The following is a 15,739-nucleotide window of genomic DNA, read 5'->3' on the forward strand; positions in this document are numbered from 1 at the left end:
GGGCACACCCGCCGCGTCGCGGCCGATGTGCAGCGTGTTGCATGAAGCTCACTGTAGATTCGGCTCCCGGATTGATAAATGGTGCTGAAAGGCAAATACTGTTGTCCATGAATACATCAATCGATTTGCCCGAAATGAGAGTTTTCGCGGCGGTGGTGACCGATGGCTCGTTCACGTCCGCGGCCGAGCGGCTTGGCACCGATAAGGCGCGCGTCAGCCGCATCGTCAGGCGTATGGAAGAAAAGCTGGGCGTCCAACTCCTTACCCGTTCGACACGCCGCCTCAATGTGACCGAGGTGGGGCGGGACTATTTCGAACGCGCCGTCTGCATCCTGACCGCTGCTGAGGCGGCTGAGGCCGCGGTGGCGCAGCAGTCCCGCGAGCCCAAGGGATTGCTCAAGATCACGGCGGGCGCCGAGTTCGGGACGATGGTGGTGGATGACTGGATTGCGGCGTTTCTGCGCGCGGCGCCCAAGGTGACCGTGGAAGCGGAATACACGAACCGGCTGGTGGACATCATCCATGAAGGATTCGACGTCGCAATCCGTGTCGGCGCGCTGGAGGATTCAGGGCTTTCTGCGCGTCGGCTTGGCGAAGTGTCATACGGGCTGTATGCAGCGCCGAACTACCTCAAGCGCGCACCGAAGCTATCCGCAGTCGGAGATTTGAAACACCACGCGTTGATCATGAAGACAATCCGTGGCCGCTCGAGTTGGACGCTGGTCAAAGAGGCGATAGCGGAAAGGGTCACGGCGACGCCCAGTTGTGCCGTCAACAGCATCATCGCGGCAAAGAATCTTGCCGTCGCGGGGCTGGGAATCGCGCAGCTGCCACGTTTCATGGCAGCGCCGTTCGTGGCGGACGGCAGCCTCGCCTGTGTGCTTGCGTGCTGGGCTGAAATTCCGGCACCCGTTCATGCCGTGTTCGCATCCAGCCGCTATATGGATCCCAAGGTGCGCACTTTCGTGGATCTGAGCGTGGAGGCGTTCAAGGGCGGAGACGCCTGAACGCCGTCCGCTTACATCCAGCGTGATTGGCCCGGCCGGTAGCGCGCGTTGTCGGTCACATTTTCAGTGGGCCCGATGTTGGCCACTGCTGGGATGCCGGCGCTCGCCGCCTTCATGACAGCCGCCGCCTGCAATTCCACCTGCGGATTGCCCATGGCGACGCGATAGGGTTGCAGCGGCGCCAGGCCTTCGATGGTGCCCCAGTCGTTAGCGATGTCGGCGCGTTGCGCCACCGGGTCCGGCCGCGCGGCAAAGTCCTCGACCGCGCGCCGCATCCGGGCGTCCGCGTACAGGTCGCGCAATTCATCGATATTGATGGCGGGCGCGATGAGGGCAAGGGGCGCGACGGCAGGGTCGGCTTTGTGTCTGACAGGCGGGGCGTCTTGTTCCGCCCTTGCCAATCTGTCAGCCTGAGCGCGTTCCACGCGCTGGGCGTCGCGGGCGGCCTGGGCTTGCGCGGTGCGCTGGGCCTGCCGGGCGGCGAAGTTCTGCGCGGCGCGTTCGGCTTCCCAGGCAGGGCGGTTCTCATCCAGCATCGAAACGCGCGCCGGATAAGGCGCGGCGACGTGGGGGATGGCGGAGATCGCAGAAATGGCCATGCGGGGGCTCCTTGTCGTGATTGACCTTTGGGTTGGTCTGTCCGGGGAGATGCAAGTTCACTGTAGCAAAGGCCTCTGCGAAAGGCTTTACCCATCTGTGGATTTCGTAACCGTCTCCCACGCCGTCAATTCCTCCTGCAAGGAGGCCAGCTTGCCCCGCACCAACCCGAGCGCGTCGCTGCCGAGCAGCAGGTGCGCGGGAGGATGATCGGCGTCGATGGCCGCCAGCATGGCGCGCGCCGCCTTGCGCGGATCCCCCAGCTGACGGCCGCTTTTCTCTTCGCGGGCCTTGCGGATAGGGTCGAAGAGGGCGTCGTAGTCCGCAATGGTGCGGGGCGTGCGCGTCATGGATCGGCCCGCCCAGTCGGTGCGGAACGACCCCGGCGCCACCGCCGTCACGGCAATGCCCAGCGGCTGCACTTCCTTGCCCAGGGCTTCGGAAATCCCCTCCAGCGCGAACTTGCTGCCGCAGTAGTACGCGATGCCCGGCATGGTGATGTGGCCGCCCATGGAAGTGATGTTCAGGATGTGGCCGCGCCGGCGCTGGCGCATGAAGGGCAGGACTGCCTTCATCATCGCGACCGCGCCAAACACATTCACGTCGAACTGGCGGCGCATTTCCGGCAGGGGCGACTCTTCCATCACGCCTTCATGGCCGTAGCCCGCGTTGTTGACCAGCACGTCGATGGCGCCGACGCTGGCCTCGATATCGGCCACCACGCCGTCAATGGCGTCGAAGTCGGTCACGTCCAACACGCGACCGATCGCAGCGCCGGGAGACAGGCTTTCAAACGCGAGGCGGGCCGGCTCGCCGCGCACCGTGCCGACAACGCGGTGGCCTGCGGCCAGGGCTTCCTCGGCCAGGGCGCGGCCGAAGCCGCTGCTGACGCCCGTGATGAGCAGGGTTTTGGAGGAGGTCATGGAGGGGGCTCCGAAGTCATTGGAGAATGCATGGTAGTCTTGCCAAACTGCGCGGATAAGCCGTATTCCGCTGCTTATCTTGCACAAAGCTATGAATACCAACGCCACGGCCCCCGACGACGCGGTGGGCGCGGATCCTGCCGAAAGCCGCATGGCCGCGCTGCTGCGCGGCCTGGCGCCTGATGAGGGCTACAACCTGACCGCGTTGCCCAGCGTGCGCGTGCTGCGCGCCAACCGGGCGCTCGCGCGCACGCCGGTGCTGTATGACCCGGGCATCGTGATCGTCTGTCAGGGCCGCAAGCGCGGCTACTTCGGCGATCGGCTGTACCTGTACGACGAGCAGCATTACCTGGCCGTGTCCGTCCCGGTGCCCTTCAGCATGGAGACCGACGCAACGCCCGAGCGCCCGCTGCTGGCGCTGTACCTGCACCTGGATTTCGCGCTGGCCGCGGAACTGGCGTCGCAGATCGACGCCGCCGGCGCCGCGGCGGCAGCCCAGCCGCCGCAGAGCATGTTGTCGACGCCGATGGATGACACGATGCGCACGTCGGTGCTGCGATTCATCGAGGCCATGTCCCGGCCGCTGGAAGCCGCCGTGCTGGGACCGGGGCTGTTGCGTGAGCTGTATTTCCGCGTGCTGACCGGCCCGCAGGGCGGTTCGATGCGGGAAGCGTTGTCCGTGCGCGGGCAGTTTGGCCGGATCGGCAGATCCCTGCGCCTCATTCACGCGGAATACGCCCGGCCGCTTGACGTGATGCGGCTGGCCGACGAGGCGGGCATGAGCGTCCCCAGCTTTCACAGCCATTTCAAGGCGGTGACGCAGGTCTCTCCCATGCAGTACGTGAAATCGACGCGCCTGCACCAGGCGCGTCTCTTGATGGTGCGGCAGGACCTTACGGCCGAGTCGGCGAGTCAGGCGGTGGGCTACACAAGCCCGTCCCAGTTCAGCCGCGAGTTCAAGCGCCTGTTTGGCCTGACGCCGGCGGCGGAGGCGCGACGCATGCGCGATGGCTTCGCTTTGCCGGCATTCGCGGACGCCACCTACGTGTCGTCACACTGAATCGGCGGCTGCCCGCCGACGGTTCGTTCAAGGCTTGGTGGCCTGCATCGACGGACGCTGGCTGAACCCTTCGAACCACTTGGCCGTGGCGGGATGCGACGCGCGCCAGTCCAGATCCGGGAAGCGGAAGTCCAGGTAGCCCAATGCGCAACCGATGGTGATGGTGCCGATGTCCAGCCGGCCTTCAAGGCCTGCGGCGTTCTTCTCGATGAGCGCGAGACCGTCGCGCACCTTGCCAAGCTGTCCTTCAACCCAGCCATCCCAGCGCAACGCCTCCGGGCGCAGCACGGTCTCATAGCGCGCCAGCAGCGCCGCACCCAGCATGCCGTCGGCCATCGCCTGCTCGGCCAGCACCGGCCAGCGGGCCTTGCCGGCGGGGAAGAACGTGCCGCCGCCCAGATCGTTCAGATACTCGCAGACGACGCGGCTGTCGAACAGCGCCTGACCGTCATCGGTGATGAACGTGGGCACCTGGCCCAGCGGGTTGCTCCGGATGATGGTCTGGTCGCGGGCGACGGGACCGGCGGCGCTTGGCAGCTTTTCAATGCGGTCGACCAGGCCGAGTTCATGGGCGATGACCATGCACTTGCGGACAAACGGCGAAGCAGGCGAGAAGAAAATTTTCATGGGGTTCCCTGTCGGTGAGAGGCGTCAGTGTTGCGCATGGGCCAGGTGCTGTCCAGCCACCCAGCCAAAGGTCAGAGCGGGGCCGAGCGTGATGCCGGGCGCGGGGTATGCGCCGCCCATCACGGACTGCATGTCATTGCCCGCGACGTAAAGCGCGGGGATCGGCGCGCCGGCCGCGTCCAGTGCCTGCGCGTGCGCGTTGGCTGCTATGCCGCAGGCGGTGCCGATGTCGCCGGGGTACACCTTGACCGCGTAGTACGGTCCCTTGCCGAGCGGCGCGAGGCAGGGATTCGGCTGGTGATCCGGATCGCCAAGGTAGCGGTTGTAGGCGGTCCCGCCCTTGCCGAAGTCCGGATCGTGTCCTTGCGCGGCGTGCCGGTTGTAGCGTTCGACAGTGGACTGCAGTGCGGCGGCGGGCATGGCAAGCCGTTCGGCCAGTTCAGCCAGCGTGGACGCCTGCAGCAGGTAGCCCTGGTCGATCAGGTGCTGGCGGGGCCGCCCGCCCGGCAGGGCGAGGCCCAGACCCCAGGTGTCGATGAACCGCTGGTCGCAGACCAGGAATGCCGGGATGCTGGGCGCCGTTTCGTTGCTGCGATACATGGCCTGCACGAACTCGTGATACGAGGTCGCTTCGTTGACGAAACGTTTGCCCGCGCCGTTCACCGCGATCAGCCCGGGCTTGGCGCGGTCCCAGACCAGATGCGGGTAATTGAGCGGCGTTCCGTTGCCGGCGTCCAGAACCGAGACAGGCGCCCAGAATGCCGGACTGGCGTAGCCGCTTCCGAAAGCCGCGCCGGCCTGCTCCGACAGCCGGATGCCGTCGCCCGTGTTGCCGCGCGGGGACATCGACCAACTGCCGGTTGGCTGCGGATACGTTTGTGAGCGCCTTTCCGCATCCCACGGGAAGCCGCCCGTCGCCATCACGACGCCGCGGCGCGCGCGGACGTTCAGCGTCGTACCGTCCCGTGACACCGCGGCGCCCAGCACGCGCCCGTTGGCGTCCCGGTGCAGCGAGAGCGCTGGCGCTTGCAGCCAGTATTCGATGTTGCGCGTCAGCAGTCCATGGAACAGCTGAGCCGCCAGCGCGTTGCCAAGCAGTAGCCGGGTGCCCCGGTGGTAACCGCGGGCGCGGTCCGAGGCGAAACGCAACACCAGCGCCATGCTGTGCCGCCAGGCCGCGAACGAGCGCGTGGCGCGCAGCAGGTGCCGCACGTCGGTGATGTTGACCATCATCCCACCGAGCACGGTGAATTCCTTCAGCGGGTCGCGCAGCTGGTTGAAACGGCTGCCCAGTTTGCGGCCATCGAACTCGACCGGGTCGAGCGAGCGCCCGCCCATCGCGGCGCCGGGCCGGTCAGGGTAGTAGTCGGGCGAAGCGGTCCGCGCGGCAAGCTGCAGCAGGCCGCGGGACACGAGGTAATCCATCATGCGCGGGCCCGCATCCAGGTAAGCGCGCTTCATGTGCTCGGGCGCCGCCGTGCCCACCGTTTGATCCAGGTAGGTCCACACGTCGTCCATGCTGTCCGGATGGCCCGCCGCTTCCGTCTGCGAGTTTAGCGGTATCCACACCGCGCCGCCGGATATCGCCGTCGACCCGCCGATGCGGTCGGTCTTCTCGATCAGCAATACCTCCAGGCCTTCCTCGTGCGCGGTCAGTGCCGCCGCCATGCCGCCCGCGCCCGAGCCCACGACGAGCGCGTCCACTTCCTTGTCCCAGGTGATGTGGTTCATGCTGCCTACGCTCCTGAGCCGCCCAGCGACTTGCCGCCGTCCACGAAGATGACCTGGCCCGTAATGAAGTCCATGTGCGGCGCGGCCAGAAAGGACACGGCATTGGCGATGTCTTCCGGCCGGCCCGCCCGGCCGGTGGGCTGCAGGGCCAGTTGCGCGGCCATGCGCTCCGGCGTCAGATTGCGCAGTAATGGCGTGTCGATGAGGCCGGGGGCGATGGCGTTGACCAGGATGCCCCGTCCGGCCAGCTCCATCGCGGATGCGCGGGTGTAGCCGACCAGGGCCGCTTTCGACGCGACGTAATGCGGGTGATTCCTGGCGCCCAGATAGGCGCGCGACGCGATGTTCACGATCTTGGCGCCCGGCAGCATGGCGCGCGCCGCCTCTTGCGTCAGCGTGGCGACCGCCAGCAGGTTGACGTCGAAGGCGCGGCGGTAGTCGTCGCTCGTCACGTCGAAGAACGTGCGCTCGTCGAACATGCCGGCGTTGTTCACCAGCGCGGCCAGCGGTGGCAACGACCGCGCCAGTTCGCGCGTGGCCGCCTCGTCGGCGAGGTCCACGACGCGATGGTCGACGTCCAGTCCCCGGTCGGCCAGCGCCCTTGATTCCTTGTCCGCCAACGCCGCGTTGCGATCAGCCATCACGACGCGGAAGCCGTCGCGCGCCAGCCGCTCCACGATCGCCAGGCCCATGCCGCTTGCGCCGCCCGTGACCAACGCCGTACCCAGACTCATGATTTCTCCTTAAACGGCCAGATAGCCGCCGTCCACCGGCAGCACCACGCCATTGACATAGCTGGCCAGGTCCGAGGCCAGAAAGAGGATGGGGCCGACGATCTCATCCGCGCGCCCCGCGCGCGCCATGGGTGCACGTCCCATGTACCAGTCGGTGCCGTTCGCCTGGGCGCGCTGCCCGGCGGTCATTTCGGTTTCCATCAGCCCCGGCGCCACGGCGTTCACCCGCACGCCGTGGGGGGCGAGATCGCGGGCCAGCACTTCCGTGAACGAGCGCACGCCGCCCTTGGATACGACGTAGCCTGCCGTTGAAATACCGCAGCCGTAGGCCACGATGGAACACAGGTTGACGATCGCGCCGCGCGTGGCCTTGAGCTGCTCGACAAAGGCATGCGTGACGTTGAAGGTGCCTTGCAGGTTCACTTGCATCACGCGCTCCCAGATCTCGGGCGTATGCGGATCGTCGAACGGCGCGCGCGCCGAGATGCCGGCGTTGTTGACCAGGACGTCCAGCGGTCCGTGGCGGGCCGCGCAGTCGGCGGCAAAGGCGCGAACGGCCGCCGCGTCGGTCACGTCCAGCGCCGCATGCGCGGCATGGCCGCCGGCCGCGATGATGGCTTGCGCCGAGGCGGTGGCCAGCGCCGCGTCCACGTCGGTCACGATCACGTGCGCGCCTTGGCGCGCGAAGCCCTGGGCAATGGCGGCGCCCAGGCCGCGCCCGGCGCCCGTCACGAGGACGCGCTTGTCTTGCATCGAGATCATGGCTCTTTCCTTGTTGCGCCTAGGCGCCCAGATAGGCGCGCTGCACGCCTTCGTCGCTCGCGAGCGCGGCGGATTCCCCGTCGAGTGCGATCTCGCCGTTTTCCAGGATGTACGCGTGGCTGGACACCGATAACGCCAGCTTCACGTTCTGTTCCACCAGCAGAATCGTGATGCCCTGTTCGCGGTTCAGCCGCAGGATGATGTCGAAGATCTGTTCGACCACCAGGGGTGACAGCCCCATGGACGGCTCGTCCATCAGGATCATGCGAGGCCGCGCCATCATTGCCCGGCCGGTCGCGAGCATCTGCTGCTCGCCGCCGGAGAGCGTGGCGGCCTTTTGCTCGAAGCGTTCGCGCAGGCGCGGAAAGGTGTCGCACACCATGTCCATGTCCTGCCGGACCACGGCGCGGTCGCGGCGCAGGTAGGCGCCCATTTCCAGGTTCTCGCGCACGCTCATCTCGCGGAATATTTCGCGCCCCTCCGGCACCTGCACGATGCCGCGGCCCACGACCGCGTCGGCGGACAGGCGATGGATGGGTTCGCCCGCGAATCGCACGGCGCCCGCCGTGGGCGAGACCAGGCGCGAGATCACGTTCAACGTCGTGGACTTGCCCGCACCATTGGCGCCTAGCAGCGCCACGATGGCGCCTTGCGGGACTTTCAGCGATACGTCCTGCAGTGCGCGGATGTTGCCGTAGGCGGCCGACACCGCATCGACTTCCAGCAGAATCTCAGCCACCGGCTGCTCCCTTGCCCAGATAGGCTTCGATGACGCGGGGATTGCTGCGTACCTCCCCGGGTGTACCCTCGGCGATCTTCTCGCCAAACGACATGACGGTGATGCGATCCGATATCGACATCACCAGTTGCATCACGTGTTCCACCAGTAGCACCGTGATGCCGTCGCGTTCGCACAGTTCGGTCAACAGCCGGTCCAGCGTTTCGATTTCCCGATTGCGCAGCCCCGCGGCGGGTTCGTCCAGCAACAGCAGCTGCGGCGAAATCGCCAGCGCGCGTGCCAGTTCCAGCATCTTCTGGCGGCCGAAGTCCAGGCTGCACGCAGGCGTATCCAGGAAGTCGGCCAAGCCGACGCGCTCCAGCAGATGTTCCACGCGCTCCCGCGCCTCGGCCGCGGCGGGCCGCAGCAGCTTGCCCACGCTGTTCGCGCCGTGCGCGTATGTGCCTAGCAGTGCGTTCTCGCGCACGCTGAGGGCGCCAAAGAGTTCCAGGTTCTGGAAGGTGCGCGCCACGCCCAGCGCCGCCATCTCGTGCGGCTTCTTGCCCGTGATGTCGGCGCCGTTGAATGTGATGCTGCCGCTCGTGGGGCGGTAGTAGCGCGATACGCAGTTGAAAGTCGTCGACTTGCCGGCGCCGTTGGGTCCGATCAGCGCGTGGATGTGGCCGCGTTCCACCTGCATGGATAGCCCGTTGATGGCGGTCAACCCGCCAAACTTCACCGTCAGGCCCTGCACGTCCAGGTAGGGATGGGTGCTCATGCTGCGCTCCTTTGAGGGGACTTGGACGCGGTGGCGGCCGCCCGCGAAGCCGCGGGCAAGGGCGTTGCCGGCGGCGGCGCGCGACGGGCCGCGCGGCCGGCAAACAGGCCCTTGGGCGCGAACATCATGAAGCCCATCAGGATGAAGCCGTAGATGATTTCCTGGAAGGACAGCGCCTGGCGCAGCAGTTCCGAAATCAACCCGAAGGCCAAAGCCCCGGCGATGGCGCCGCGCACGGAACCAATCCCGCCGACCACGACCATGGTCAGGATCAGAATGGTCGTTTGAAACCCCAGGCTTTCGGGATGGATGAACGACGCAAACAGCGTGTACATGCCGCCGGCGATGCCGGCGTAGGCGGCCGACAGCGTGAACGCAGTGCGCTTGATGGCGTTGACGTTCACGCCCATCGCCTGCGCCGCTATGTCGCTTTCACGCACGGCGCGGAACGCGGATCCCAGCTGCGAACGCGACAAGGCGACGGTGGCCCACAGCAGCAGCGCGGCGATCACCACGACGAAGGGGTAGGCCTTGACGTCCGATACCAGTGCGTAGCCGAACAGCGTGGCGGGAGATATGCGGAATCCGTTCGACCCGTTGGTGACCGATTGCCAGTTCAGGAACACCCACTGCATCGCTTCACCAAACGCGAACGTGGACAGGGCCAGATAGATGTCGCGCATGCGCAGCGCAAGCGCGCCAATCAGGTAGCCCAACGCGGCGGCCAGCAGTCCGCCCGCGATGATGGAGACGAAGAAGGGCGGATGCCACAGATTGTTGATGAGGCCGGCCGTGTAGATGCCGACGCCGTAGAAGGCCGCGTGCGACAACGCAAACTGCCCGGTTTCGCCGATGACCAGATGCAGGCCCAGCGCCAGCACCACGAACACCATCAGCAGATTGACGACGTAAATGACATAGCCGCTAGCCATGAACGGCAGCGCCATCAGCACGACAGCCATGAGCGCCAGCAGGATTCGATCGATCTTGTTGCTCATACTTTTTTCACCTGCAGTTTTCCGCCCAGCAACCCTTGCGGGCGCAACAGCAGCACGACCATGATCGCCACGAACGGCGCCACCACGATGGCGTTGGTCGAAATGAACAGCCCCACCAGGTTCTCGGCGATGCCGATCACGAATCCGCCAACCACCGCGCCTGGCAGGCTGGTGATGCCGCCCACGATGGCGGCGGCATAGGCCAGGATGGCGATGTGGCCTATGTCGGGCGTGATGAGGATCTTTGGTGTGATTAGCAGCGCGGCGACGGCTGAGATCAGGCCAGACAGCGCCCACACCATCATGCGGATGCGTGTCAGGTTTACGCCCGTCAGCCGCGCCGCCTTGGGGTTCATGCCCACGGCCCGCATGGCCCGGCCGACGCGTGTGTAGGTGAACATGCCAAAGAGCAGCAGCATGACGGTGACCGCGACGGCGAAGATCAGCAGGTCCAGCCGGGTCAGCACGGCGTCGCCGATGATGACGGCATCGGTCGAGGCGAGCGGTGGCAGGGATCGCGGGGTATCGCCCAACCCCGAGGTTCGCACAAGTCCCTTCAGGGCGTACGCGAGGCCGAGCGTGGCGATGACCATCTGCACCCCCACGCCCTTGGACGCGATGACGCGTTCCATGACCACGCGCTGGAACAGTCCCGACAGGACGGCCACCCCGACCAGCGTGACCGGAATGACCGCCAGGTAGGGCCACCCCATCACCAGGATGAGGAACAGCGCGATGTAACCGCCCACCATGAAGATCTCGCCCTGGGCGAAATTCGGTACATCGGTGGTCTTGAAGATAATGACGACGGCAACGGCCAGCAACGCATACACGCTGCCCGTCACCAGTCCCGACAGCACCCCCTGCTGCAGGAACAACCAGGTATCGGCAAAGCTCATGATGTTCTCCGGCGGCCCGCGCGATGCTGCGCCATCGCGCGGGCGTGGCCCGTGACGGACCGCGGGTTTACTTCTGGTACTGCCAGGTGCTCTTGAAGGCGCCCGGCACGAGGGTCATGTTCGTGCCGTCGAACTTGATGTAGATGGCGGCTTCCTGCGCGGCGCGGTCGCCGGGGCCGAACTCGATGGGGCCCGCCATGACGCCGGAGTCGAACTTCATGGTTTCCAGCGCCTGCAGCACCTTCTCACGCGTGGGCTGGGGGCCGGCGGCCTTCAGCGCGTTCACCACCGCCATGGCGGGTGGAATGCCGTAGGGCATGTAGGACTGCGGATGCCCGGGCTTGGCCGCCAGGTCGGGGTAGGACTGCTTGTACATTTCGTACACCCAGGTCAGCTTCGGGCCACCAGGCAAGTCGGCCAAAACGTCCTGGATGTAGACGTTCTTGAAGGCGTCCTTGTTGCCCACGTTCTCTACGAGCTGCTTGAGGTCCGCCGTGCCGTTGACCGCCAGCACGATCGGTTTGTTCCAGCCCAGTTCGTGCGCCTTTTTGATTATGAGGGCGGCGGGACGCGCATAGGTGGTCAGCAGCAGGACGTCCGGATTGCCCGCGCGGATCTTCAGCATGGGCGCGGTCACGTCCGTGATGTTGGGATTGACCGACTGCACCTGCAGCGCCGGATCGCCAAGCTGCTTTGCCTGAGCCTTCGCGGCTTCCAGGTTCCAGCCGCCGTACGCGTCGTCGTGATTGATGTAGCCGATCTTCTTGGCCTTCAGGTGTTCCGATGCGAACTGCACCATTGATCCACCAACGGCGTGCTGCGAGATCGAGAAGGCGCCGTAGATGTACTTGGACGGTGGGTAAAGCGCGCCGTCGCCGGAGGCGTTCAGCATGACTAGCGGCACCTTCTCGCGCTCGATGTATTCGCGCGATGCGACGACAGCTGCCGAGCACGAACCGCCGTTCAGAAGGAAGACCTTGTCCTGCTCGTTCAGCTTCTTTACGGCGGCGACAAGATCGTTGGCGTTGCAGCGGTCGTCTTCGATGACCAGCTCGATCTGACGACCGTTCACGCCGCCTTCCTTGTTGACCTTGGCGTACCACATCTTGGCGGCATTGAGCACGTCAAAACCGTAGGCCATGCCGCTGCCCGACAGCGGCGCAAAAACGCCTATCTTGATGGTCTTGTCCGTGATCCCCGGTTCCTGCTGCGCCTGCGCGGTGGCCGACAAGGCCAGGACGCACAGCGCGGCAGCGGCCGCATAGCGACTACGTTGGTTCATGCTTTGTCTCCCGTTCTTTTTAAGTGCGCGTCTTTGGTGGATGACGCTCTTGCTGCGCTGACGGCCATGCCGCCCGTAACCCTTACTGCATGCGATATCCGCCGTTCACGTCGATGACGCTGCCGGTGATATAGCCCGCGTCTTCCGATACCAGGAACCGCACGGCGGCGGCCACGTCCTCCGCCGAGCCGATGCGGCCCAACGGGATGGCCTGGGCAGCCGCGGCCAGCGCACCGCTGCTGGTGACGGTGCTGCGCAGCATGTCGGTGTCGATCAGGCCCGGCGCGATGCCGTTGGCCGTGATGCCAAGGTGGGCGGCTTCCCGGGCCATCGCCTTGGTCAGGCCGAGGACGGCGGATTTGGCGGCAATGTATGAGGCGCTTGAGCGGTAGCCGCCAAGCTGCGCGGCGACCGACGTGAAGGTGACGATCCGGCCATGCGCCAGAGGCGCAGCCTCGCGTCGTCGAAGGTATGCGCGGCCGCAAAGGAACACGCCGCGCGCGTTCACGGCAAAACTGCGTTCCCAGATGTCGAGCGACGTGTCCTTGATAAGGGGGCGCTCACCGTTTTCCTGGAACAGCAGCAATCCGGCGGCGCTGACCAGCACTGCGATGGGCCCGTGCTGGCGTTCGATCTGCTCGAACGCGCCTTCGACGGCCGCTTCGTCGCTGACGTCGAAGGCGTGAGCGGCGTGCGGTGCGCCCAGTTCATCGGCAACGCGTCGCGCGCGTCCGGCGTCCACGTCCGACACCACCACGCGCAGGCCGGCCTGCGCCAGTTCGCGGCAGATCGTTGCGCCGATGCCGCCGCCGCCACCGGTGACAAGCGCGAGTCGGGGCGCCGGGCCAGCGGTGGCTGGCTTGGATACATTGGTCATGCTGTCTCCTTCCGTGGCGTGCCGTTCAGCCTGGGTATGAGGCCGGCCACCTGTCTGATTTTTTTGCGATTATGTATACATGGTCGTGTTGCAGGTATAGGTGCTTACCCTGAACGTCGTTTGGTTTACAGCAGAGATACTAAGGGAATCCCGGATGCGGGACGGAGATGAGTCGCCGTATGTATTCTTCATGTATACAATTCGGCCATGGATACGCTATCTCAACACGTCACGGACACGCTTCGGGACTGGGTGCTGCACGGCAAATTCAGCCCCGGCGCGCGACTGGAAGAAATCCCGCTAGCCGAAAAGCTGGGGGTGTCGCGCACGCCGGTGCGCGCGGCGCTCGCCACGCTGGGCAACGAAGGCCTGCTCGAACACTTGCCCAAGCGCGGCTACACCGTGCGGGCATACGACATCGGGGAGATCGTGGCGGCGTATGAGGTGCGGGCCGCCCTGGAAGGTCTGGCGTGCCGGCAGGCGGCGCAGCGCGGGCTGTCAAACGATGCGGTGGCGGTGCTGAAGAACTGCCTGGACGAGGGCGACCGGATTCTTGCCAAGGGCGAACTGTTGCCCGAAGACCACTTGCCGTATCAGCAGGTCAACATCACCTTGCACAACGGCATTCTGGAGGCGGCCGGCAATCCTTGGGTCAGGAGGTTCGCGACGCAGGCGCAGGCGATTCCCTATGCGTCGGATCGGATCATCCTGTGGGAAGACCATGGAATCATCCTGCGCTCGCACGATGACCACCATCGGATCGTGAGCGCCATCATCGCCCGCGATGGGGCGCGGGCCGAGGACCTGATGCGCGAGCATGTGTACTACGCCGGCATCATCCTGAAAAACAACTACGAAAGGCTTGCCCAGGCGTACCGGGTCTGATCGATCCGGCGCGCCTGGCGCAGGCAGTTGGCGCGGGCCGCTGGCCCACGCGCCTTATTCCGTAATGCCCGTTTCCAGGCAGGGCTTGAACTCCCCGGTGTCCGGATCGCGCAGGAACAGGACGCCGGTGGCCACGCCGAAGTACGCGCCGTGCAGTTCCAGTTCGCCCTTTTCGACGCGGCGGCGGATGGACGGGAACGTCATCAGGTTGTTCAGGCTGTGCGCAACGGTGGCCAGTTCCAGACGCTTCAGGTTGGCCTGGCGGTCGCCGGTATCCGGGGACATGCCCTTGGCCACGGGTTCGATCTGCGACATCCACTTGCCGATGAAATCGCTCTTGCTCAGCGGCGTGGCGTCGTCGAAGAAGAAGCGGATGCCGCCGCAGGACGCGTGGCCCAGCACGACGATGTGCTTGACGTTCAGGCCGTTGACCGCGAATTCGATGGCGGCGCTGGTGCCGTGGTACGACGATTCCGAGTCCGGGTCACAGGGCGGCACAAGGTTGGCCACGTTGCGCACGACGAACATCTCGCCGGGGCCGGCGTCGAAGATCGCTTCGGGCGACACGCGCGAGTCGCAGCATCCGATGATCAGGATTTCCGGGCTTTGGCCGATTTCGGCCAGCTTTTGATAGCGGCTGCTTTCAGTCTGGAAGCGGCCGTCCAGGAAAGATTGATAGCCTTCGGAGAGTCTTTTGGGAAACATGATCTTCACTTCCTAGTATCGAGGCCAGGCATGCTGGCGCGCCGGCATACGCAATAAGGGGCTTCGTTTGGAAGCCCCTGTTATCGAGTCGGCAGACGCGATTTTCCCATAACTGGCCTGATATCCACCTGTCTAAACCCTGATTAGAAAAGGGTTTTTGGCGGCTGGCCGGGCGGCGGTCTGACCTAGCGTGCGGCGACGTCCAGCGCATTCACCCGGGCGAATTCCAGCGGCGTAATCGCCTTGACCACCTTGATCTGGCCGGGCGCGAACGGGCCGACGACATCTTCGCTGACCCTGCCGATCTCGCGGTTCTGCGCGTCGTACAGGACGTAAGTCAGCAGGACGCTGTTGACGTTGCGCTCCGACTGGTTGGCGAGAAAGCCCGTAATGGTGGAGACGTTGCGGGTGCTGTCGCGCACGGCCTGGACGTTGCCCAGGGTGATGCCGTAGGCAAGGCTTTGCGCGGCAGCGGCGCCGGACAGGCCGGCCAGCACGACGAGCGCGGCAATGACGAGTTTTTTCATGGTTGTCTCCTGATACGGCCCGCGGCGGCGACGGTAGTACGGCATCGCGGCGGGGATCAGGCGTATCTCACTCCTTTCTGCCACGAGAGACAACGGGCCAGAAGGATGAATGGGTAACAGGTTGCGGCGGATGTTGCCAATGCTGGGGCTTTGTTCGATGATTGCCAAGCCGGCGCCTTGGCCGGCGGACCGTGCCGCCCGCGTCGCGCGTGCCATTGCGCGAGGGGCGCTCAAGGGAGGAACTCATGCTTTCCCGTACCAGCCAGCTGGCTTCGGCCATCCTGTTGTCCGCATGTTTTGCCGGCGCGCAGGCGCAGACCCCCGCCGCTCCCTCAACCGCCAAGACGCCCACGCCGCAGCAGCAGCGCATGTCGGACTGCAACAAGGCCGCCGAGGGCAAGAAGGGCGACGACCGCAAGACGTTCATGAGCAGTTGCCTGAAGGGCGAGGAGCCGGCCAAGCAACTGACGCCGCAGCAGCAAAAGATGAAGGACTGCAACGCGAAGGCCGCGGAACAGAAACTGGCCGGCGACGCGCGCAAGACGTTCATGAGCACGTGCTTGAAGGGGTGAATAGCCGGCAAGAAGAAACGCCAGACGATGTCTGGCGTTTTTTTTTTGGACCGCTGA

Annotated in this window: 18 protein-coding genes; 4 read left to right on the plus strand and 14 right to left on the minus strand. The window is 65.5% G+C overall.

Going from position 1 to position 15,739, the window contains the following annotated elements; translation table 11 throughout:
• The first annotated feature begins 41 nt into the window (after positions 1-41).
• On the plus strand, positions 42-1,007 hold the full coding sequence (locus tag KW836_RS05800; protein WP_255595131.1) for a LysR family transcriptional regulator: 966 nt from the start codon (positions 42-44) through the stop codon (positions 1,005-1,007).
• An 11-nt stretch (positions 1,008-1,018) separates the two neighbouring features.
• Here the strand turns inward: KW836_RS05800 and KW836_RS05805 are convergent, their stop codons facing one another.
• Together KW836_RS05805 and KW836_RS05810 are read right to left on the minus strand one after the other, a co-directional pair.
• Positions 1,019-1,606, minus strand: a complete 588-nt coding sequence (locus KW836_RS05805; RefSeq protein ID WP_175122159.1) for a hypothetical protein — start codon at positions 1,604-1,606, stop codon at positions 1,019-1,021.
• An 87-nt stretch (positions 1,607-1,693) separates the two neighbouring features.
• A complete protein-coding gene (locus KW836_RS05810; protein ID WP_218342667.1) occupies positions 1,694-2,527 on the minus strand; it encodes an oxidoreductase in 834 nt (277 codons plus the stop codon).
• 151 nt (positions 2,528-2,678) lie between these two features.
• Here KW836_RS05810 and KW836_RS05815 point away from each other — a divergent pair, with 151 nt between their 5' ends.
• Positions 2,679-3,587 carry an AraC family transcriptional regulator N-terminal domain-containing protein gene (locus tag KW836_RS05815; RefSeq protein ID WP_370633008.1) on the plus strand — a complete coding sequence of 303 codons (909 nt, stop codon included), beginning with the start codon at positions 2,679-2,681 and terminating at the stop codon, positions 3,585-3,587.
• A 27-nt stretch (positions 3,588-3,614) separates the two neighbouring features.
• Here the strand turns inward: KW836_RS05815 and KW836_RS05820 are convergent, their stop codons facing one another.
• The 10 genes from KW836_RS05820 to KW836_RS05865 all read right to left on the minus strand — a co-directional run bounded on the left by KW836_RS05820 (position 3,615) and on the right by KW836_RS05865 (position 12,993).
• Complete coding sequence (locus KW836_RS05820; RefSeq protein ID WP_218342669.1) at positions 3,615-4,214, minus strand: glutathione S-transferase; 600 nt, start codon at positions 4,212-4,214, stop codon at positions 3,615-3,617.
• A gap of 24 nt (positions 4,215-4,238) precedes the next feature.
• A complete protein-coding gene (locus KW836_RS05825; RefSeq protein WP_218342670.1) occupies positions 4,239-5,945 on the minus strand; it encodes an FAD-dependent oxidoreductase in 1,707 nt (568 codons plus the stop codon).
• 5 nt (positions 5,946-5,950) lie between these two features.
• The gene (locus tag KW836_RS05830; RefSeq protein ID WP_218342671.1) at positions 5,951-6,679 is read right to left on the minus strand and encodes an SDR family NAD(P)-dependent oxidoreductase; all 729 of its coding nucleotides are present in this window, start codon (positions 6,677-6,679) and stop codon (positions 5,951-5,953) included.
• 9 nt (positions 6,680-6,688) lie between these two features.
• Entirely contained in the window at positions 6,689-7,441 is a 753-nt protein-coding gene (locus KW836_RS05835) for an SDR family NAD(P)-dependent oxidoreductase (RefSeq protein WP_218342672.1), read from the minus strand.
• 19 nt (positions 7,442-7,460) lie between these two features.
• Positions 7,461-8,180 carry an ABC transporter ATP-binding protein gene (locus KW836_RS05840; RefSeq protein WP_218342673.1) on the minus strand — a complete coding sequence of 240 codons (720 nt, stop codon included), beginning with the start codon at positions 8,178-8,180 and terminating at the stop codon, positions 7,461-7,463.
• Positions 8,173-8,937 (minus strand): ABC transporter ATP-binding protein, encoded by a 765-nt coding sequence (locus tag KW836_RS05845; protein WP_191578259.1) that lies wholly within the window; start codon positions 8,935-8,937, stop codon positions 8,173-8,175. Before KW836_RS05845 ends, KW836_RS05840 begins: the two co-directional genes overlap by 8 nt.
• Positions 8,934-9,935, minus strand: a complete 1,002-nt coding sequence (locus tag KW836_RS05850; protein ID WP_218342674.1) for a branched-chain amino acid ABC transporter permease — start codon at positions 9,933-9,935, stop codon at positions 8,934-8,936. Before KW836_RS05850 ends, KW836_RS05845 begins: the two co-directional genes overlap by 4 nt.
• On the minus strand, positions 9,932-10,834 hold the full coding sequence (locus tag KW836_RS05855) for a branched-chain amino acid ABC transporter permease (RefSeq protein ID WP_191578257.1): 903 nt from the start codon (positions 10,832-10,834) through the stop codon (positions 9,932-9,934). Before KW836_RS05855 ends, KW836_RS05850 begins: the two co-directional genes overlap by 4 nt.
• A 67-nt stretch (positions 10,835-10,901) precedes the next feature.
• A complete protein-coding gene (locus KW836_RS05860; RefSeq protein ID WP_218342675.1) occupies positions 10,902-12,116 on the minus strand; it encodes an ABC transporter substrate-binding protein in 1,215 nt (404 codons plus the stop codon).
• Between the two features lie 82 nt (positions 12,117-12,198).
• Positions 12,199-12,993, minus strand: coding sequence for an SDR family NAD(P)-dependent oxidoreductase (locus tag KW836_RS05865; RefSeq protein ID WP_218342676.1), 795 nt, complete (start codon positions 12,991-12,993; stop codon positions 12,199-12,201).
• A gap of 207 nt (positions 12,994-13,200) precedes the next feature.
• Between KW836_RS05865 and KW836_RS05870 the strand changes: the two genes are divergently transcribed.
• A complete protein-coding gene (locus tag KW836_RS05870) occupies positions 13,201-13,878 on the plus strand; it encodes a GntR family transcriptional regulator (protein WP_105240957.1) in 678 nt (225 codons plus the stop codon).
• A 54-nt stretch (positions 13,879-13,932) separates the two neighbouring features.
• Here the strand turns inward: KW836_RS05870 and KW836_RS05875 are convergent, their stop codons facing one another.
• On the minus strand, positions 13,933-14,583 hold the full coding sequence (locus KW836_RS05875) for a carbonic anhydrase (protein WP_105241734.1): 651 nt from the start codon (positions 14,581-14,583) through the stop codon (positions 13,933-13,935).
• Positions 14,584-14,768: 185 nt separating this feature from the next.
• On the minus strand, positions 14,769-15,110 hold the full coding sequence (locus KW836_RS05880; protein ID WP_218342677.1) for an FxLYD domain-containing protein: 342 nt from the start codon (positions 15,108-15,110) through the stop codon (positions 14,769-14,771).
• Between the two features lie 245 nt (positions 15,111-15,355).
• Between KW836_RS05880 and KW836_RS05885 the strand changes: the two genes are divergently transcribed.
• Positions 15,356-15,682 carry a PsiF family protein gene (locus tag KW836_RS05885; protein ID WP_175139528.1) on the plus strand — a complete coding sequence of 109 codons (327 nt, stop codon included), beginning with the start codon at positions 15,356-15,358 and terminating at the stop codon, positions 15,680-15,682.
• Positions 15,683-15,739: the final 57 nt, after the last annotated feature.

This window comes from Achromobacter sp. ACM05 (assembly GCF_019218915.1).
GTDB classification, from domain to species: Bacteria; Pseudomonadota; Gammaproteobacteria; order Burkholderiales; family Burkholderiaceae_B; genus Achromobacter; species Achromobacter animicus.

Bases quoted from the DNA above. Each gene is read 5' to 3' on its own strand.
- KW836_RS05800 (WP_255595131.1), top strand. From the start codon at position 42: ATGAAGCTCACTGTAGATTCGGCTCCCGGATTGATAAATGGTGCTGAA.
- KW836_RS05805 (WP_175122159.1), bottom strand. From the start codon at position 1,606: ATGGCCATTTCTGCGATCTCCGCCATCCCCCACGTCGCCGCGCCTTAT.
- KW836_RS05810 (WP_218342667.1), bottom strand. From the start codon at position 2,527: ATGACCTCCTCCAAAACCCTGCTCATCACGGGCGTCAGCAGCGGCTTC.
- KW836_RS05815 (WP_370633008.1), top strand. From the start codon at position 2,679: ATGGCCGCGCTGCTGCGCGGCCTGGCGCCTGATGAGGGCTACAACCTG.
- KW836_RS05820 (WP_218342669.1), bottom strand. From the start codon at position 4,214: ATGAAAATTTTCTTCTCGCCTGCTTCGCCGTTTGTCCGCAAGTGCATG.
- KW836_RS05825 (WP_218342670.1), bottom strand. From the start codon at position 5,945: ATGAACCACATCACCTGGGACAAGGAAGTGGACGCGCTCGTCGTGGGC.
- KW836_RS05830 (WP_218342671.1), bottom strand. From the start codon at position 6,679: ATGAGTCTGGGTACGGCGTTGGTCACGGGCGGCGCAAGCGGCATGGGC.
- KW836_RS05835 (WP_218342672.1), bottom strand. From the start codon at position 7,441: ATGATCTCGATGCAAGACAAGCGCGTCCTCGTGACGGGCGCCGGGCGC.
- KW836_RS05845 (WP_191578259.1), bottom strand. From the start codon at position 8,937: ATGAGCACCCATCCCTACCTGGACGTGCAGGGCCTGACGGTGAAGTTT.
- KW836_RS05850 (WP_218342674.1), bottom strand. From the start codon at position 9,935: ATGAGCAACAAGATCGATCGAATCCTGCTGGCGCTCATGGCTGTCGTG.
- KW836_RS05855 (WP_191578257.1), bottom strand. From the start codon at position 10,834: ATGAGCTTTGCCGATACCTGGTTGTTCCTGCAGCAGGGGGTGCTGTCG.
- KW836_RS05860 (WP_218342675.1), bottom strand. From the start codon at position 12,116: ATGAACCAACGTAGTCGCTATGCGGCCGCTGCCGCGCTGTGCGTCCTG.
- KW836_RS05865 (WP_218342676.1), bottom strand. From the start codon at position 12,993: ATGACCAATGTATCCAAGCCAGCCACCGCTGGCCCGGCGCCCCGACTC.
- KW836_RS05870 (WP_105240957.1), top strand. From the start codon at position 13,201: ATGGATACGCTATCTCAACACGTCACGGACACGCTTCGGGACTGGGTG.
- KW836_RS05875 (WP_105241734.1), bottom strand. From the start codon at position 14,583: ATGTTTCCCAAAAGACTCTCCGAAGGCTATCAATCTTTCCTGGACGGC.
- KW836_RS05880 (WP_218342677.1), bottom strand. From the start codon at position 15,110: ATGAAAAAACTCGTCATTGCCGCGCTCGTCGTGCTGGCCGGCCTGTCC.
- KW836_RS05885 (WP_175139528.1), top strand. From the start codon at position 15,356: ATGCTTTCCCGTACCAGCCAGCTGGCTTCGGCCATCCTGTTGTCCGCA.